This window comes from Pseudonocardia tropica (genome assembly GCF_040105315.1).
GTDB lineage: Bacteria > Actinomycetota > Actinomycetes > Mycobacteriales > Pseudonocardiaceae > Pseudonocardia > Pseudonocardia alni.
In genome coordinates this window covers 180,437-195,772 of sequence record NZ_JBEDNP010000011.1, presented here as the reverse complement: position 1 = coordinate 195,772, position 15,336 = coordinate 180,437, and the positions used below count along the sequence as shown (strand labels likewise).

Below are 15,336 nucleotides of genomic sequence, written 5' to 3'. Positions count from 1 at the left end.
GGGCGGGCTCAGCTGCGCGACTGCTCCGGCGACGGCGCGGGGGGCTGGACCACCGGCGGCGGCGGGATGACCAGGTCACCCGGGTCCACGCAGCCGCCGACCAGCGACCACGTGCCGTCGCCGCGGGCCTCGTAGCGGCCCGGGTCGGCGCAGCCCGCGTCGTGCACGGTCGCCACCGCGAGCGCGGCCAGTCCGGCGGCCAGCAGCAGCGGTGCTGTCGTGCGCAGACGCGTCATTCGCGAGTCCCTCCCGACACCGGGCGCGCAGGGGACGTCACGCCCGGTGAGACACCGGCGAGGCTACCCGGGGCGGTGCGAGACTGCCGGGATGGCCGCCCCCGTCATCCCCCCGGTCACCGCCGACGACGTGCTCTCCGCCCGCGAACTGCTCTCCGGGGTCGTGCGCACCACGCCCGTCGCCGGCGCCCGCGCCCTGTCCGACCTGACCGGCTCCCGGGTCGGGCTGAAGTGCGAGAACCTGCAGCGCACCGGCTCGTTCAAGATCCGCGGTGCCTACACCCGCATCGCCCGCCTCTCCGACGACGAGCGCGCAGGCGGCGTCGTCGCGGCGTCGGCGGGCAACCACGCCCAGGGCGTCGCGCTCGCCGCACGGCTGCTCGGCGTGCGCGCCACCGTGTACATGCCCGAGCGGGCGGCGCTGCCGAAGGTCGACGCGACCCGCGGCTACGGCGCCGAGGTCGTGCTCACCGGCCGCACCGTCGACGAGGCCGTCACGGCCGCCACCGCGGCCGCCGAACGGTCGGGTGCGGTGTTCGTGCACCCCTTCGACCACCCCGACATCATCGCGGGGCAGGGCACCGTCGGCTGCGAGATCCTCGACCAGGTCCCCGACGCCGGCACGGTGCTGATCTCCGCGGGCGGCGGTGGGCTGCTCGGCGGGACGGCCGCGGTCCTGCGGGCCGCCCGGCCGGACATCCGGATCGTCGGGGTGCAGGCCGCGGGTGCCGCGGCCTGGCCGTCGTCGCTGGCGGCAGGCGAGCCGATGCCGGTCGGCGGAATGCGCACGATGGCCGACGGGATCGCCGTCGGCCGGCCGGGTGACGTCACGTTCGCCCAGGTCAGCGCCCTGATCGACGAGATGGTCACGGTGTCGGAGGACGCGCTGTCCGCGGCGCTGCTGCACTGCCTGGAGCGGGCGAAGATGCTCGTCGAGCCGGCCGGTGCCGCGTCCGTCGCCGCGCTGATGGAGCAGCCCGACCGCTGGCCGGGGCCGGTCGTGTGCGTGCTGTCCGGCGGCAACGTCGACCCGCTCGTGCTGTTGCAGGTCATCCGGCACGGGCTGGTCGCGTCGTCCCGCTACCTCACGCTGCACATGCGGATGCCCGACCGCCCCGGCGCGCTCGCCGAACTCCTGGCCCGGGTCGGGCGGCTCGGGGCCAACGTCACCGACGTCGCGCACTCGCGGATCAGCGGCGCGCTCGCGGTGGGGGAGGTCGACGTCGAGCTCAGTGTGGAGACGCGGGGGCCCGAGCACCGCGACGCCATCGTCGCCGACCTGCGCGAGGCCGGGCACGCCGTGGCCACGCCCTGACCCGCCCCGACGAGCCAGACCGGCTCCGACCGACCTGACCGGCTCCGACACGCTCCGACACGCGAACGGGCCCGGCCGACCGGCCGGGCCCGTTCCGCGGGTGGTCGTGGGTCAGCCGGTGAAGGCCTCCACCGACACCAGCGTCACCTTCATGGTTCCGCCGTCGGGCAGCTGGTACTCGCGGGTGTCACCCGGCTTCGCGCCGAGCAGCGCCGCGCCGAGCGGGGAGTTCGGGGAGATGACCTGCAGGTCGCCGTGGCTGCCCTCCTCGCGGGAGCCGAGCAGGACCTTCTCGGTCTCGTCGTCGTCCTCGTAGCGGATCTCGAGGACGGTGCCGGGGGAGGCCTCGTCGGAGCTGGACGGCGCGGTGCCGACCTGGGCGGTGCGCAGCAGCTCCTGCAGCTGACGGATCCGGGCCTCCTGCTGGCCCTGCTCCTCGCGGGCCGCGTGGTAGCCGCCGTTCTCCTTCAGGTCGCCCTCCTCGCGGCGGGCGTTGATCTCCGCGGCGATGACGGGCCGGTTCTCGATCAACCCGTCCAGCTCGGCCTTCAGCCGGTCGTAGGCGTCCTGGGTCAGCCAGGTGGCCTGGGTGTCCGTCACCGTCATCAACTCCTCCAGGAAAACAGGACGTGTCGCCGCCGGGACGCCTGGCGCCCGGCGGGCACACGGGGGTGGCGGCTCCGAGCAGCACGCCCCGAGTAAGGAAAAACACGACCCGCTGGCGGGTCGTGTGGGGCTCACCTTACCACGGAGCGTGCCGCTCATCGCAGCCTTTCGGTGAACGGGCGCGCGTACCGGATAGTTCCCTGTCGAGGAATATTCGCAGGTAACGGGGTTGTCGACGGCTACGCCGCGGCCCCGCTCGCACCGGCGGCAACCGTCCGTCGCAGACAGGTGCCCGGCGGGAACAGATGGTGCGGGTGACGGCGTTGCCGATGCCGGAGCCCGTGCTCGGCGCGGTTCCTGTCGGTCCCCTCTGCCAGGATCGTCCTGAGCACGACCTCGCCGCCCGCCGCCGGCAGACCACCGGTGCGGGACCCGAGTCCGGTGACCGTGGAGGAACCCACCCCGATGGCTACGCAGTACACCCCGTCCGCCCCGCGCCCGGTCCAGCCGCCGGCGCCCGGCGAGCGTCTCCGGTTGATGACGGTGCACGCCCACCCCGACGACGAGTCGTCGAAGGGCGCGGCGACCACCGCCCGGTACGTCGACGAGGGGCACGAGGTCATGGTCGTGACCTGCACCGGCGGTGAGCGGGGCAGCATCCTGAACCCCGCGATGGACCGGCCGGACGTCCTGGAGAACATGACCGCGGTCCGCAACGCCGAGATGGCCCGCGCCGCCGGGATCCTCGGCGTGCAGCACGTCTGGCTCGGCTTCGTCGACTCCGGCCTGCCCGAGGGCGACCCGAAGCCGCCGCTGCCCGAGGGCTGCTTCGCCCTGGGCGACGTCGAGGAGCAGACCGCGGCGCTGGTGAAGGTCATCCGCGCGTTCCGCCCGCACGTGATCGTCACCTACGACGAGAACGGCGGCTACCCGCACCCGGACCACATCCGCACCCACGTCATCTCGATGGCGGCCTGGGAGGCCGCGGGCGACCCGGCACGCTGGGTCGAGGCCGGGGCTCCGTGGCAGCCGATGAAGCTCTACTACGGCCACGGCTTCTCCAAGGCCCGGCTGGAGGCCTTCCACAACGCGATCGTCGAGTCCGGCCAGGAGTCGCCGTACGCGGAGTGGCTGGAGAACTGGAAGAGCGACCGGCCCGACCCCGGCACCCGGGTGACCACCAAGGTCCCGTGCTCGGACTGGTTCGGCCGGCGTGACGACGCGCTGCGCGCGCACGCCACCCAGATCGACCCGGACAGCAGGTTCTTCTTCACCCCGCTCGAGGTGCAGGCCCGGGTGTGGCCCACCGAGGACTACGAGCTGGTCCAGTCCCTGGTCGACACCGAGGTCCCGGAGGACGACCTGTTCGCCGGCATCCCCGTCGAGGTCGGCGGGGAACGCCGTCGCGCCGGATGAGGGCGCGCGGGCTCCGCGGGTAGCCTGGTCACCGGGCCCTCCCGCAGCTGCGGGGTGGTGCCGGTGATCCGGGAACCGGAGTACGGAGGCGCGTGGCGGTGCAGGTCGAGAACGTGACGGCTGTGGTGAACCAGGTCGTGACGGGCCTGCTCGTCCCGATGCAGGACCGGCCCCCGCCCCCCGGGCAGCTGCCCGAGTTCGGCAACGCGGCCCCCGCCGGGCTGGCGATCGTGCTGCTCCTGCTGCTCGCGACGGTCTTCCTCATCCGCAACATGAGCAAGCGGATCACCCGGCTCCCGGAGTCCTTCGACGGTGCGGACACCGCGGAGGGCGGATCCGACCCGGCGGGCACCGCATCCGGGACCGCTGCCGACCGCGGCGAGCCGGGACCGGCCCGCTCCTGAACCGCCGATCCGCGGAGGCGCCGGGTCAGCGCAGCAGGACCAGCCAGATCGCGACGTGGTGGCAGGCCCAGGCCAGCACCGTCGCGGCGTGGAAGAACTCGTGGTAGCCGAACGTCGCGGGCCACGGGTCGGGCCGTCGGAGCGCGTACATGACCGCGCCGACGGTGTAGAGGGCCCCGCCGGCGAGCAGCAGCACGAGCGCGGCCACGCCACCGCCGGCCAGCAGCCCGGGCAGCACGAACACCGCGACCCAGCCGAGCGCGACGTAGACGGGCACCCCGACCCAGGCCGGCGCCGTCGGCCAGGCGAGCTTGAGCGCGACCCCGGCGAGCGCCCCGCCCCAGACGACGGCGAGCACCCAGGTGGCGGTCACCGCGGGGAGCGCCAGCACCGAGACCGGCGTGTAGGTGCCCGCGATGAACAGGAAGATCATCGAGTGGTCGAGGCGCTTCATCAGCCGTCGCCGCGCCGGGTCGACCCAGGTGTGCCGGTGGTACAGCGCGCTGATCCCGAACAGGCCGAAGGTGGTCAGCGTGTAGACGGCCGTGGCCGCGGCCGCGGAGGCCCCGACGAGCGCCCCCGCGACGGCGATGAGCGCGGCGCACGCGAAGACGGAACCGACGAGGCTCCACAGGTGCAGCCAGCCCCGCATACGGGGCTTGAGCGGGGCGGACGGGGCGATACTCACGCACCCCGACGTTACGGGTCGCGACGGCGCGGGTCCCGTCCGGCGGACGAACGCCACACCCGGGACTAGGCTCCCTGTACGTGGCCCTCCGAGACCTGCTCTACACGGTGTACGAGCGCAGGATCCTGCGTCAGATCGCGGGGGCCGAGCAGCCCAGGCACGTGGCGCTCATCCTCGACGGCAACCGCCGCTGGGCGCGGGAGGCGGGTCTGGCCGACCCCGCGGAGGGGCACCGTGCCGGCGCCGCGAAGATCGCCGAGATGCTCGGCTGGTGCTCCGAGGCCGGCGTCGAGGTCGTCACGGTGTTCCTGCTGTCCACCGACAACCTGGACACCCGCTCCCCGGAGGAGCTCAAGGACCTCCTGGAGATCATCGCCGGGGTCGTCGACGACCTCTCCGGCCCGGACACCCCGTGGCGGCTGCGAGTCGTCGGCGCGATGGAGTTGCTGCCGAGCAGCCTGGCCGACCGGCTGACCGCGGCGGTCGCCCGTACCAGCGACCGCGGGGGCATCCAGCTGAACGTCGCCGTCGGCTACGGCGGCCGCCAGGAGATCGCCGACGCCGTCCGCAAGATGCTGCTGACCCAGGCGGAGGCGGGACGGACGATCGAGGAGCTCGCGGAGTCGCTCGACGTCGACCACATCGCGGAGCACCTCTACACCTCCGGACAGCCCGACCCGGACCTCGTCATCCGGACCAGCGGTGAGCAACGACTGTCGGGGTTCCTGCTGTGGCAGTCGGCCCATTCGGAGTTCTGGTTCTGCGAGGCCTACTGGCCCGAGTTCCGTCGCGTCGATTTCCTGCGGGCACTGCGCGACTTCGGCGCACGGCACCGACGTTTCGGCGGATGAATTCAGATCGACCGTAACCTCCGGCCGACTCGCTCGTTGTATGTGCCCGGAAAGGGGGACCGCGATCTCCCGGAACGGGAAAGGCCCCGGGAGCGGACTCCCGGGGCCTTCCGCGCGTCGGTGACGCGAGGTCCTACTTGCCACCGCCGTGGTGCTTGCCACCGTCGATGTCGACCTTGTCGCCGTTGTCGGCGGCGTTGGTGCAGTCGACGCTGTTGTCCGACGTGACACCCGACTTGTTGTACGCCTCGGAGAACAGGCCGCCCAGGGCACCCTGGACCAGGCTGTTGCCGTTGAGGGCGGTCCCGCAGGCCTGCGGCGAGACGTTGATGTTGTTGTTGGACAGGTTCACCAGGCCGGCGCTGTTCTTCTGCGCGACACCCTCGGAGTCCTCGACGGTCGAGGCCTTGGCCTTGTTGCCGCTGAAGTAGCTCTCGTGGGACTTGGTGTTACCGCTGTCCTTGATGTGGGTGTCGCCACCGTGCTCACCCGCGAACGCGAGCGGGCTCAGCGCGACGAGCGACGCGGCGCCGGCCGCGGCAACGATTCCAGCCTTCTTCAGCACAGTCCGTCTCCTGTTAGTCGGAGAGCGCGCCCGACCAAGGTGCGCGACTCTCAGTACCTGTCGACGCTCGAACCGGGGAGCCCGCATCGACTGCGTGTCAATCTAACGGACGCTTTCGCGCTCGACAATCTGACCCTGCGTGATTCTGCGACGGAGTCGGCGAACCATTCGTGTACCTGGGGATTCGTCGCCGCAATCGCAGCGCGGTCGGCGCGGCGTGCGGGCGTGTCGACGCTGCGGCGGTCGGGGCAGTGAGGTGAGGACCGTTCGGGGGGCCTGTGCGGCCGGTGTCGACGGCACCGGGATCCAGCCGTGTGCGCCACCGCGGTGGCGGACGGACGCCGCCCGCTGACCCGTCCGAGCCGACGGAGTCGGCCCGCGGCGCCGGGGCTCCGGGGCACCGGGGCACCGGGGCCGTGAGGGTGCGGCCGGTCAGCGGCGGCCCAGTGCATCGGTGCGGTGGGGGGCCGTCGACCGAATCCGGGGGTGCCGCTGGTGCCGAACCGGCGCGGCAGCCCGGTCCGGTCCGGCGGGTGGGCTCACATGATCACCGGTTGTGGAGTCAGGCGTCCGCGACGCGGACGTTCCGCTCCACAGCCGGTGATCATGGCGGCGTTCAGGACCTCGCGTGAGGTCGTGGCCGCCGGAGCAGTCGCGACCGAGGTGGCCGAGCGGCAGTCGCGTGCGTGGGATCGCCGGGAAGTCGGGCGGCCGGAGGGCAGCCGGGCGTGAGGGTGGTCGGGCGGCAGGAGGGCGGCCGGGCGCGAGGGCCTCCGGGCAGTGCGGCGGCCGGGCGCGAGGACGGCCGACAAGAGGGGAAGCGTGATTCGTGCACGGAGCGTGGTCACGTGGCCGAGGTACCGGAGTAGCGCCCGGAGGCGTCGACACGACGGAGTGATCACGTCCGCGAGGGTGCGGTAAACAGTGACCCGGCGGGATCCCCGGTCACCCTGGAGTGGGCCTGGAGCGGAACGCGAAAATGCCCCGGAGTGGATACCCCGGGGCATTTTCGGATCTGCGAGGAGATCAGCCGATCGAGTCGCCGGCGCCGGCCTCCTGGCCGCAGTTGTCCGACTGGTCGGTCGTCGAGTCGCCCGACTTGGCCTGGGCCTTGCCCAGGATGCCCAGGGCGCCGGTGACACCGTTGAGGGCGGAGGCGTCCTCGACCGGGACCTGCACGCCCAGCACGTTGACCGGGACGTTGTTGTTGCAGGCCTGGATCGGCACGTTGACGTTGTTGCCGTTCAGGCCGGCGATGAGGCCCTTGGCGTCCTTGTCGATGACGTTCTCGGCACCGTGGTGGTGGCCGCCCTTGTGGCCGTGGTCGCCGTCCTTGTCGCCGGCGAAGGCGAGCGGGGACAGGGCGAGCAGGGACGCGGCGGAGGCCGCAACCACGATTCCAGCCTTCTTCAGCACAGTTTTCTCCTGTTGAGTCTCGAGTCCGCCCGAAGCCGGTCTCACGCGTGCCGGCACGCTGACGAGGGGGAGCCCGTACCGACTGCTAGAAAAGCTACCGCTGTTATTCCTGCGAAACAAATCTCGTGACCCTATCGAGGTACACTTTCACTGACGGTTCCGATACTCCCCAAATAGGTTGTTCCGGTCCCGTGCGACCGAGCCGTCGCCGACCCGAACCGTGCACTCTGCGTGGCCGGGTACGTCCGAACGGATGCGTCACCGGCGGCCCTCGCCGTCGTTCCGCTCCGGGCCCGCCTACGCTCCGGGGATGGACCTGCTGCACGCGACGGCGGAGCTCGCGTCGCGGGTGGACCGGCTGCGGCCGGGTGTGCTGGACGGGCCGCCGCCGTACCCGTCGATCGCCCGGCGGGTGGCCGCGGAGCCGGTCGGGGACCCGGCGGCGCTGGTCGTCACGGCCGGGCGGCTGCGTGCGCAGGTCGCGGCGGCGGGACTCCCGGACGGTCGTCGCCGGTACCTGGACGCGCTCCTGGTCGCGCTGCGCTGCCGGGCCCGGCTGCTCGCCGGCGACGACGTCGGCTACGTCGAGCAGGTCCGCGACCTGTTCGGAGTGCTCCCGCGCCGCAGCGAGCCGGACGAGCTGCACGAGGCGCACCGCAGGCTGGCGGCGGTGCTGCCCGGGCGCGGTCCGCTGGCCGCCCGGATGCGGGACCACCGGGCCGCCGACGTCGTCCCGGCGGAACGGCTGGCCGCTGCGGTCACCGCCGTCGTCGCCGAACTGCGCCGCCGCACCCACGACACGCTGGGGCTCCCGGACGGCGAGCACGCCGACGTCGACCTCGTCGGCGCCCGCCCCTGGACGGCGTTCACCCGCTACCGCGGCGGCCTGCGCAGCCGGATCTCGGTCGCGACGACCGGTCGGGTGCGGGCCGGCTCGCTGCTGCCGCTGCTCGCCCACGAGGTCTATCCCGGTCACCACCTGCAGTACTGCCGGGCCGAGGTCGCGTCGGCGCGGTACCCGGAGCTGGCACTGCGGCTGGTCCACAGCCCGCAGGGGCTGGTCGCGGAGGGGGCGGCGGAGGCCGCCGTCGCCGTGGTGCCCGGCCCCGGCTGGGGCGCGGTCGCCGAACGCGTCCTCGCGGGCGCGGGCGTGCGCCTCGACGGCCCGGCGGCCGAGCGGATCGAACGGGAGCTGGACCTGCTGGGCCGGGTCCGGCTCGACGCCGCCCTCATGCGGCACGTCGACGGCGCCGGCCCCGACGCGGTGCTCGCCCACCTCGCACGCTGGCTGCTGGTCGACGACGACCGGGCGCGGCGCATGCTCGACTTCCTCGACCATCCCCAGTGGCGCACCTACCCGGTCACCTACGCCGAGGGCGGCCCGCTCGTGCGCGCCCGGCTCGTCAGCGCCCCGGAGGGCCCCGCCGCCGCGCTGGCGACGCTGCTCGACACCCCGGTCCTGCCGTCGGATCTGGTCACCGACGGTGGCGCCGCGCACGGTCCGGAACGCGGTGGACCGGCCGCCGCCGCGGTCGGAGTACTCCGTCCGCCGCACTTCGGCTGAGCCGAACGGCTCGCCACCGAACGAGGTGTCGATACCCGATCCGACGTCGGACGGTACCGATCACACGATGAACGGCACGTTACGACTGTTCCATCAGGGGTCAACGTAGGGATCCGACGGAGAGTTGCTATTGACCGCACGAGGGTGACCACTAGTAGCGTCCATGACGACGGGCTGTACCCGATGCGGCCCGTTCGGGAGGCCCTGGAGTGGTGTCACACGCACCCGAGAGGGCCGGCACCCGGCCCTTGCGGGCGTGCCGGCCGGAGGACCGCCATGGTCCCTCCGCGTCGTCGCGGCCCGCACCGGGGCCGGCCGGCCCGACGCAGAGCAGGCGCGGTGCCGCGCCTGCGAGGGAGCACCCGTGACCGATCGTCGTCCCGCCCTCACCGACCCGACCTCCGCACCCCAGGGGTCCGTCGGGGACGCACCGGCAGGTACCACCCGCTGCTATGTGCTCGACACGTCCGTGCTGCTGTCCGACCCCTGGTCGCTGCAGCGCTTCGACGAGCACCAGGTCGTCCTGCCGCTCGTCGTCATCAGTGAGCTGGAGGCCAAGCGTCACCACCCCGAGCTGGGCTGGTTCGCCCGGACCGCGCTGCGCCAGCTCGACGAGCTGCGCGTCAAGCACGGCCGTCTCGACGCCCCCGTGCCGATCGGCGAGTCCGGCGGCACGTTGCACGTCGAGCTGAACCACTCCGACCCCACGGTCCTGCCGGCCGGGTTCCGCACCGACTCGAACGACTCGCGGATCCTGGCCTGTGCGCTGAACCTCAAGGCGGACCCGGCAGCGCCGGCGGACGTCACGCTGGTCACCAAGGACATGCCGTTGCGGGTCAAGGCCGCCGCGGTCGGTCTGGACGCCGACGAGTACCACGGCCAGGACGTGCTGTTCTCGGGCTGGACCGGCATGACCGACCTGGAGGTGACCCCCGAGGACGTCGACGCGTTGTTCCGCGACGGCGTCATCGACCACGACGAGGCCCGCGACCTGCCCTGCAACACGGGGTTGCGGCTCGTGGGGGCGTCGAACGCGCTCGGGCGGGTCACCGCGGACAAGCGGGTCAAGCTGGTGCGCGGGGACCGGGAGGCGTTCGGGCTGCACGGCCGTTCCGCCGAGCAGCGGATCGCGCTGGACCTCCTGCTGGACAACGAGGTCGGGATCGTCTCCCTCGGCGGCCGGGCCGGGACGGGCAAGTCGGCGCTCGCGCTGTGCGCCGGCCTGGAGGCGGTGCTGGAACGACGCCAGCACCGCAAGATCGTCGTCTTCCGGCCGCTCTACGCCGTCGGCGGGCAGGACCTCGGCTACCTGCCCGGCAGCGAGGTCGAGAAGATGCAGCCCTGGGCGCAGGCCGTCTTCGACACCCTGGGCGCGATGGTCAGCCAGGACGTCATCGACGAGGTCATCGCCCGCGGCCTGCTGGAGGTCCTGCCGCTGACCCACATCCGCGGCCGGTCGCTGCACGACACCTTCGTGATCGTCGACGAGGCGCAGTCGCTGGAGCGCAACGTGCTGCTCACGGTGCTGTCCCGGCTCGGGACCGCGTCGCGGGTCGTGCTCACCCACGACGTCGCGCAGCGCGACAACCTGCGCGTGGGCCGGCACGACGGCGTCAACGCCGTCATCGAGAAGCTCAAGGGCCACCCGCTGTTCGCGCACGTGACGCTGACCCGCAGCGAGCGCTCGCCGATCGCCGCGCTGGTCACCGAGATGCTCGAGGGGCCCAACGCCTAGGACCCACCGCTCCCGGCGACGGCCCCCGCACCCACCGTGCGGGGGCCGTCGTCGTACGGAGTCGTCAGTCCTGACGATGCCCCGGTGACGCCGGCGGCGGACCCTCGTCCGCCATGACGACCTCCCTCACCGCCCCCGTGACCCTGCTGCGCGAGGCCTACGACGGCTTCGCCCGCGGCGACCTGCCCGCCGTCTTCGGGGCCATGAGCCCCGACATCCGGTGGACCGAACCCGTGGGCTCGGTCTACCCCGGCCCGTTCACCGGCCCGCAGGAGGTCGTCGACGGCCTCTTCAGCCGGCTCGCGACCGAGTGGACCGCGTTCGTCGTGACCCCCGAGCGGTTCCTGCCGTCGGGAAGCACCGTCGTGGTGAACGTCCGCTACGAGGTGACGCACGCCGGGACCGGGCGCTCGGCCGCGGTCCGCGGCGTGCACGTCTGGGAGTCCGACGGCGAGCGCTTCACCGCGTTCGAGGGCTTCCTCGACACCCACGTCCTGCGCGTCGCCGCCGGGGTGTGAGCCGCGGCGCGGTCAGTCGAACAGGTCCGGGTCGGTACGGACGACCTCGTCCCACAGCGGCTGGTAGGAGAACCAGCCGGCGTAGGGGGTACCGGTCTGCTCGGCGGTGAACCGGGCGTTGGCGTGGTCGACGAGCGTCGGCGTCCCCGCGGCCTCGGCCAGCAGCTGCGCCTGGCAGTTGCGCTCGGTCGAGATGAACCACCAGGCGGCCTCGGCGACCGTCTCGCCGACGGAGAAGATCCCGTGGTTCTGGTGGAACACCATCTTCCGGTCGGTCAGGCCACGGGCCAGCGCCCGGCCCGCCTCCGGGTCGAGCACGACCGCGCCCGCGCCCTCGTGGACGACGCCGTGGTTCTCGTAGAGGGCGCAGGCGTCCTGGGTGATGGGGTCCAGCGGGCGGCCCAGCGACGACCACGCCTTGCCGTACACCGAGTGGGCGTGGGCGGCCGCGACGACGTGCGGGTGCTCGGCGTGCACGGCCGAGTGGATGACGAACCCGGCCTGGTTCACCGGGCGGTTCCCGTGCCGGACCGTGCCGTGGTGGTCGACCATGATCAGGTCCGAGACGCGGATGTGCCGGAAGCTCATGCCGAACGGGTTGACCCAGAACATCTCCGGGTCCTCCGGGTCGCGCACGGTGACGTGCCCGGCGATGCCCTCGCCGAAGCCGAACCGGCCGAAGATCCGGAACGCACCGGCGAGCTGCTGCTTGCGGTGCAGCCGCTCCTCGGCGGAGGTGGCGAACGTCGGTGGCCTGGGCAGACCGCCGGTACCGCCGCCGAGGGCGGCGGTACCGGAACTGCTGGTGGTGGTGTCCTGCGTGGGGGCGGCCATGAGCCGACCGTGCGCCGGATCACGTCCCGGGTCAAGCGGTGGCTCACAGGCCGTGCGGGGTGCCCTCGGTGAACCCGGCGGTGGTCTGCACCCCGACGACGGAACGCTCGTGCAGCTCGTCGACCGAGCGTGCGCCCGCGTAGGTGCACGCGGAGCGGACGCCCGAGCAGATCTCGTCGAGCACGTCCTCCACGCCCGGCCGGTCCGGATCCAGCCGCTGGCGCGAGGACGAGATGCCCTCCTCGAACAGCGACTTGCGGGCCCGGTCGAACGCGTTGTCCCCGCGGGTGCGGGCGCTGACCGCGCGCTTGGACGCCATCCCGAACGACTCCTTGTACGCGCGGCCGTGCTCGTCGCGCAGCAGGTCGCCGGGGGACTCGTAGGTGCCCGCCAGCCAGGAGCCGATCATCACCGAGGCCGCGCCCGCGGCGAGGGCGAGGGCGACGTCGCGCGGGTGGCGCACCCCGCCGTCGGCCCAGACGACGGCGCCGCGCTCGCGGGCCGCGGCGGCGCACTCGGCGACCGCGGAGAACTGCGGGCGCCCGACGCCGGTCATCATCCGGGTCGTGCACATGGCGCCGGGGCCGACGCCGACCTTGACGATGTCGGCGCCCGCCTCGACGAGGTCGGCGACGCCGTCGGCGGTGACGACGTTGCCCGCCGCGACCGGGACCGCGACGCCGGCGTCGTCCACGACCCGCCGGACCGCGCCGAGCGCGTCGAGCATCTTCTCCTGGTGGCCGTGCGCGGTGTCGACGACGAGTACGTCGGCACCGGCGTCGAGCAGGGCCTTCGCCTTCACCGCGACGTCGCCGTTGATGCCGATCGCGGCCGCGGTGCGCAGCCGGCCCGCGCCGTCGAGGGCGGGGGAGTAGATCCCGGCGCGGATCGCGCCGAGCGGGGTGAGCAGGCCCGCGAGGCGGCCGTCGCCGTCGAGTCCGAGCGCCACCGCCTTGCGACCGGCGTTGAGCTGCTCGAACACCTCCCGCGGCTCGGTGCCCAGCGGCAGCGTGAGCGGGTCCGGGTCTCCGACGTCGGCGAGCCGGGTGAAGCGGTCCACCCCCGCGCAGTGCGCCTCGGACACGGTCCCGACCGGGCGGCCGCCGTCGTCGACGACCACGACGGCGTCGTGGGCCCGCTTGGGCAGCAGGTTCAGCGCGTCGGCCACCGCGTCGGAGGTGCGCAGCACCAGCGGGGTGTCCCACACCGGGTGCCGGGACTTGATCCAGGACACGATCTCGGCGACGGCGTCGGTCGCCACGTCCTGCGGCAGCACCGTCAGCGCGCCGCGGCGGGCGAGGGTCTCGGCCATCCGGCGGCCGGCGACGGCGGTCATGTTCGCCGCGACGACCGGCACCGTGGCCCCGGAGCGGTCCGGGGCGGTGAGGTCCACGTCGAACCGCGACGTCACCGTGGAACGGCGCGGGACGAGGAAGACGTCGTCGTAGGTCAGGTCGTGCTCGGGCCGGCGGTCGTCGAGGAAGCGCACGGTATCGAGACTCTACGCCTGTCGATACACCCGACCGGCTCTCGCGATTGCCGTTCGATCACTCATAGGGTTCGCCCCGCGCCGGCGAGTGATCGGCGTTCGAAAGGCCCGGATGCTCGACCCGAACAATCACCGTGGCTCCTTCGGTGAGGCGTACGTACGCGTGCTCGCCGCCGCCGCCGGGCTCACCGTCTACAAGGAGGAACTCGATCGGGACGGCATCGACCTCGGGGTGCGGATGCCGGCCCCCGGCCCGGGATTCGCCCGAGCGGTGGAGATGCAGATCAAGACGACGGCGTCTCCGTCCTGGGCGGGTGGGTGTCTGAACTTCGGAGGTCTTGACCGCAAGGGCTTCAACCGGTTGGCCGGGGACCGCTTCCAGGTCGCACGCTACCTCGTCGTGGTCGTCGTTCCTCGTGACACGGACCGATTCTCGGACATGTTCACCTCCGGTCTGCTGCTCCGGACGATCGGGTACGTGACGTCCCTCCGGGACCGGACCCCTTTCACCGACGAGCGGGGCCGGGCCGGAACGACGGTCCGGATGCCGATGGCCAACGTCCTGACGCCAGACTCGTTGCGTCGTCTCGTGGAGCTCGACCCGGTGGTCGCCCGGTGACCGAGGAACCGAGCGTCGACCAGCTTGCCGACTACCTGCGTGGAACCGGATGGATCGACACCGGGCTGATGTGGCGGGGAGCTGGTATCTGGGCCCTCGACAGTCTGGAAGTGCTGCTGCCGGGGTCCTCCGGGGTCGAGGACTTCCCACAGCGGGTGTCGGAGTTGCTCCGGACGGTGTCACGGGCTGAGGGACGCCCCGCCGACGAGGTGCGACGCGCACTGCGCCATCCCGCCGTCGACGAGATCACCGTGCGCAGGGACAGCACACTGACGATCTCCGAGGGCGCATCCGCGCTCCAGGGGCTGCGCAGCTTCATCCGGGAGTCGGCGCGGGCCGTTTCCGAGGGCCCGCACCTGCGATTCCCGAAGGGTGAGCCCCGACCGGTCCGTGATCTCCTCGATGCGGTCGATCTCGGCCCCGGACCACAGGACCTACCCGGCTTCTCCTTGCTCCTCGATGTCCGGGGACATCTCGGCCGACCCAGCCATAGGGCCGTGTCGCTGCAGGTACGGGACGCGGCCCGCGCGCTGGCCGAGACGGTCGGGAACGGCGGCGCCTCGTTCGAGGACGTGGCCCTCCAGGGCGTCTCCCTGGAGTGTTGCTCGGCCCTCGCGAGGTTGGCGGGCGAGGACGACGAGGCGTTCGAGTTCAGCTTCCGGTGGGCGATGCGGGTACCGGGGCTGGACCGGCCCGTTGCGGACGGGCGAGTCGAGAAGATCGGCTTCGCAGCCGGATCGGGCGAGGGGCTCAGAACAGGGATGAGACGGCTGTCCCGGTCAGGAGTCAGCGGTCCGGCGAGGGCCGCGGGCATGGTGGACGGCCTGCACGACGAGCCGGGATCGGACGACCGGTGGCGGGCGCGGCTGTCGGGAGAGGTCGCGCCGGCGCACGGTGCCCGGCGGGGCCGGACGATCTGGGTCCGGTTCCCGGACCAGGCCACCTACGAGCGTGTCGTGCGCCGCTACGACCGGTCTCGACCGGTACGGGTTCGCGGTGAGCTGACGAGTAGAGACGGCCGGATCGAGCTGATGGTCGACAACAGTGGGGGCGCGTCGTGACGCCTCGTGGAATCGGAGG

16 protein-coding genes are annotated in these 15,336 nt (G+C 72.8%); 9 read left to right on the top strand and 7 right to left on the bottom strand.

Going from position 1 to position 15,336, the window contains the following annotated elements:
* Positions 1-8: 8 nt before the first annotated feature.
* Positions 9-236: a hypothetical protein gene (locus tag WHI96_RS19425; RefSeq protein ID WP_073577681.1), complete on the bottom strand. Its 228-nt coding sequence runs from the start codon at positions 234-236 to the stop codon at positions 9-11.
* A gap of 91 nt (positions 237-327) precedes the next feature.
* On the opposite strand from WHI96_RS19425, the gene ilvA reads away from it, so the two are divergent.
* The gene (gene ilvA, locus WHI96_RS19420) at positions 328-1,551 is read left to right on the top strand and encodes a threonine ammonia-lyase (protein WP_345640707.1); all 1,224 of its coding nucleotides are present in this window, start codon (positions 328-330) and stop codon (positions 1,549-1,551) included.
* Between the two features lie 111 nt (positions 1,552-1,662).
* Here ilvA and greA read toward each other — a convergent pair whose 3' ends face one another.
* Complete coding sequence (gene greA / locus WHI96_RS19415) at positions 1,663-2,151, bottom strand: transcription elongation factor GreA (RefSeq protein ID WP_174525543.1); 489 nt, start codon at positions 2,149-2,151, stop codon at positions 1,663-1,665.
* A gap of 471 nt (positions 2,152-2,622) precedes the next feature.
* Here greA and mca point away from each other — a divergent pair, with 471 nt between their 5' ends.
* Together mca and WHI96_RS19405 are read left to right on the top strand one after the other, a co-directional pair.
* Positions 2,623-3,573: a mycothiol conjugate amidase Mca gene (gene mca, locus WHI96_RS19410; protein WP_425571506.1), complete on the top strand. Its 951-nt coding sequence runs from the start codon at positions 2,623-2,625 to the stop codon at positions 3,571-3,573.
* A gap of 92 nt (positions 3,574-3,665) precedes the next feature.
* Positions 3,666-3,977 carry a hypothetical protein gene (locus tag WHI96_RS19405; protein ID WP_345640712.1) on the top strand — a complete coding sequence of 104 codons (312 nt, stop codon included), beginning with the start codon at positions 3,666-3,668 and terminating at the stop codon, positions 3,975-3,977.
* A 25-nt stretch (positions 3,978-4,002) separates the two neighbouring features.
* Here WHI96_RS19405 and trhA read toward each other — a convergent pair whose 3' ends face one another.
* On the bottom strand, positions 4,003-4,629 hold the full coding sequence (gene trhA / locus WHI96_RS19400) for a PAQR family membrane homeostasis protein TrhA (RefSeq protein ID WP_345640997.1): 627 nt from the start codon (positions 4,627-4,629) through the stop codon (positions 4,003-4,005).
* 116 nt (positions 4,630-4,745) lie between these two features.
* Here trhA and WHI96_RS19395 point away from each other — a divergent pair, with 116 nt between their 5' ends.
* Positions 4,746-5,516, top strand: coding sequence for an isoprenyl transferase (locus tag WHI96_RS19395; RefSeq protein WP_208818822.1), 771 nt, complete (start codon positions 4,746-4,748; stop codon positions 5,514-5,516).
* A 133-nt stretch (positions 5,517-5,649) separates the two neighbouring features.
* Here the strand turns inward: WHI96_RS19395 and WHI96_RS19390 are convergent, their stop codons facing one another.
* Together WHI96_RS19390 and WHI96_RS19385 are read right to left on the bottom strand one after the other, a co-directional pair.
* Complete coding sequence (locus WHI96_RS19390; protein WP_345640716.1) at positions 5,650-6,081, bottom strand: hypothetical protein; 432 nt, start codon at positions 6,079-6,081, stop codon at positions 5,650-5,652.
* A 1,026-nt stretch (positions 6,082-7,107) separates the two neighbouring features.
* Positions 7,108-7,497, bottom strand: a complete 390-nt coding sequence (locus WHI96_RS19385) for a hypothetical protein (protein ID WP_208818823.1) — start codon at positions 7,495-7,497, stop codon at positions 7,108-7,110.
* A gap of 310 nt (positions 7,498-7,807) precedes the next feature.
* Here WHI96_RS19385 and WHI96_RS19380 point away from each other — a divergent pair, with 310 nt between their 5' ends.
* The 3 genes from WHI96_RS19380 to WHI96_RS19370 all read left to right on the top strand — a co-directional run bounded on the left by WHI96_RS19380 (position 7,808) and on the right by WHI96_RS19370 (position 11,314).
* Complete coding sequence (locus WHI96_RS19380; protein WP_345640721.1) at positions 7,808-9,061, top strand: amino acid adenylation domain-containing protein; 1,254 nt, start codon at positions 7,808-7,810, stop codon at positions 9,059-9,061.
* A 454-nt stretch (positions 9,062-9,515) separates the two neighbouring features.
* Positions 9,516-10,796 carry an RNA 5'-3' helicase PhoH2 gene (gene phoH2 / locus WHI96_RS19375; RefSeq protein WP_345641000.1) on the top strand — a complete coding sequence of 427 codons (1,281 nt, stop codon included), beginning with the start codon at positions 9,516-9,518 and terminating at the stop codon, positions 10,794-10,796.
* A gap of 113 nt (positions 10,797-10,909) precedes the next feature.
* Positions 10,910-11,314: a nuclear transport factor 2 family protein gene (locus WHI96_RS19370; RefSeq protein WP_345640723.1), complete on the top strand. Its 405-nt coding sequence runs from the start codon at positions 10,910-10,912 to the stop codon at positions 11,312-11,314.
* 12 nt (positions 11,315-11,326) lie between these two features.
* Here WHI96_RS19370 and WHI96_RS19365 read toward each other — a convergent pair whose 3' ends face one another.
* Together WHI96_RS19365 and WHI96_RS19360 are read right to left on the bottom strand one after the other, a co-directional pair.
* Positions 11,327-12,148 (bottom strand): class II aldolase/adducin family protein, encoded by an 822-nt coding sequence (locus WHI96_RS19365; RefSeq protein WP_345640726.1) that lies wholly within the window; start codon positions 12,146-12,148, stop codon positions 11,327-11,329.
* Between the two features lie 43 nt (positions 12,149-12,191).
* Complete coding sequence (locus tag WHI96_RS19360) at positions 12,192-13,637, bottom strand: GuaB1 family IMP dehydrogenase-related protein (RefSeq protein ID WP_345640729.1); 1,446 nt, start codon at positions 13,635-13,637, stop codon at positions 12,192-12,194.
* Positions 13,638-13,749: 112 nt separating this feature from the next.
* Between WHI96_RS19360 and WHI96_RS19355 the strand changes: the two genes are divergently transcribed.
* A complete protein-coding gene (locus tag WHI96_RS19355) occupies positions 13,750-14,256 on the top strand; it encodes a DUF4365 domain-containing protein (RefSeq protein ID WP_349302425.1) in 507 nt (168 codons plus the stop codon).
* A complete protein-coding gene (locus WHI96_RS19350) occupies positions 14,253-15,317 on the top strand; it encodes a hypothetical protein (protein ID WP_345640735.1) in 1,065 nt (354 codons plus the stop codon). Before WHI96_RS19355 ends, WHI96_RS19350 begins: the two co-directional genes overlap by 4 nt.
* The last annotated feature ends 19 nt before the right edge of the window (positions 15,318-15,336 follow it).

Bases quoted from the DNA above. Each gene is read 5' to 3' on its own strand.
- ilvA (WP_345640707.1), top strand. From the start codon at position 328: ATGGCCGCCCCCGTCATCCCCCCGGTCACCGCCGACGACGTGCTCTCC.
- mca (WP_425571506.1), top strand. From the start codon at position 2,623: ATGGCTACGCAGTACACCCCGTCCGCCCCGCGCCCGGTCCAGCCGCCG.
- WHI96_RS19380 (WP_345640721.1), top strand. From the start codon at position 7,808: ATGGACCTGCTGCACGCGACGGCGGAGCTCGCGTCGCGGGTGGACCGG.
- WHI96_RS19365 (WP_345640726.1), bottom strand. From the start codon at position 12,148: ATGGCCGCCCCCACGCAGGACACCACCACCAGCAGTTCCGGTACCGCC.
- WHI96_RS19370 (WP_345640723.1), top strand. From the start codon at position 10,910: ATGACGACCTCCCTCACCGCCCCCGTGACCCTGCTGCGCGAGGCCTAC.
- trhA (WP_345640997.1), bottom strand. From the start codon at position 4,629: ATGCGGGGCTGGCTGCACCTGTGGAGCCTCGTCGGTTCCGTCTTCGCG.
- WHI96_RS19355 (WP_349302425.1), top strand. From the start codon at position 13,750: ATGCTCGACCCGAACAATCACCGTGGCTCCTTCGGTGAGGCGTACGTA.
- WHI96_RS19425 (WP_073577681.1), bottom strand. From the start codon at position 236: ATGACGCGTCTGCGCACGACAGCACCGCTGCTGCTGGCCGCCGGACTG.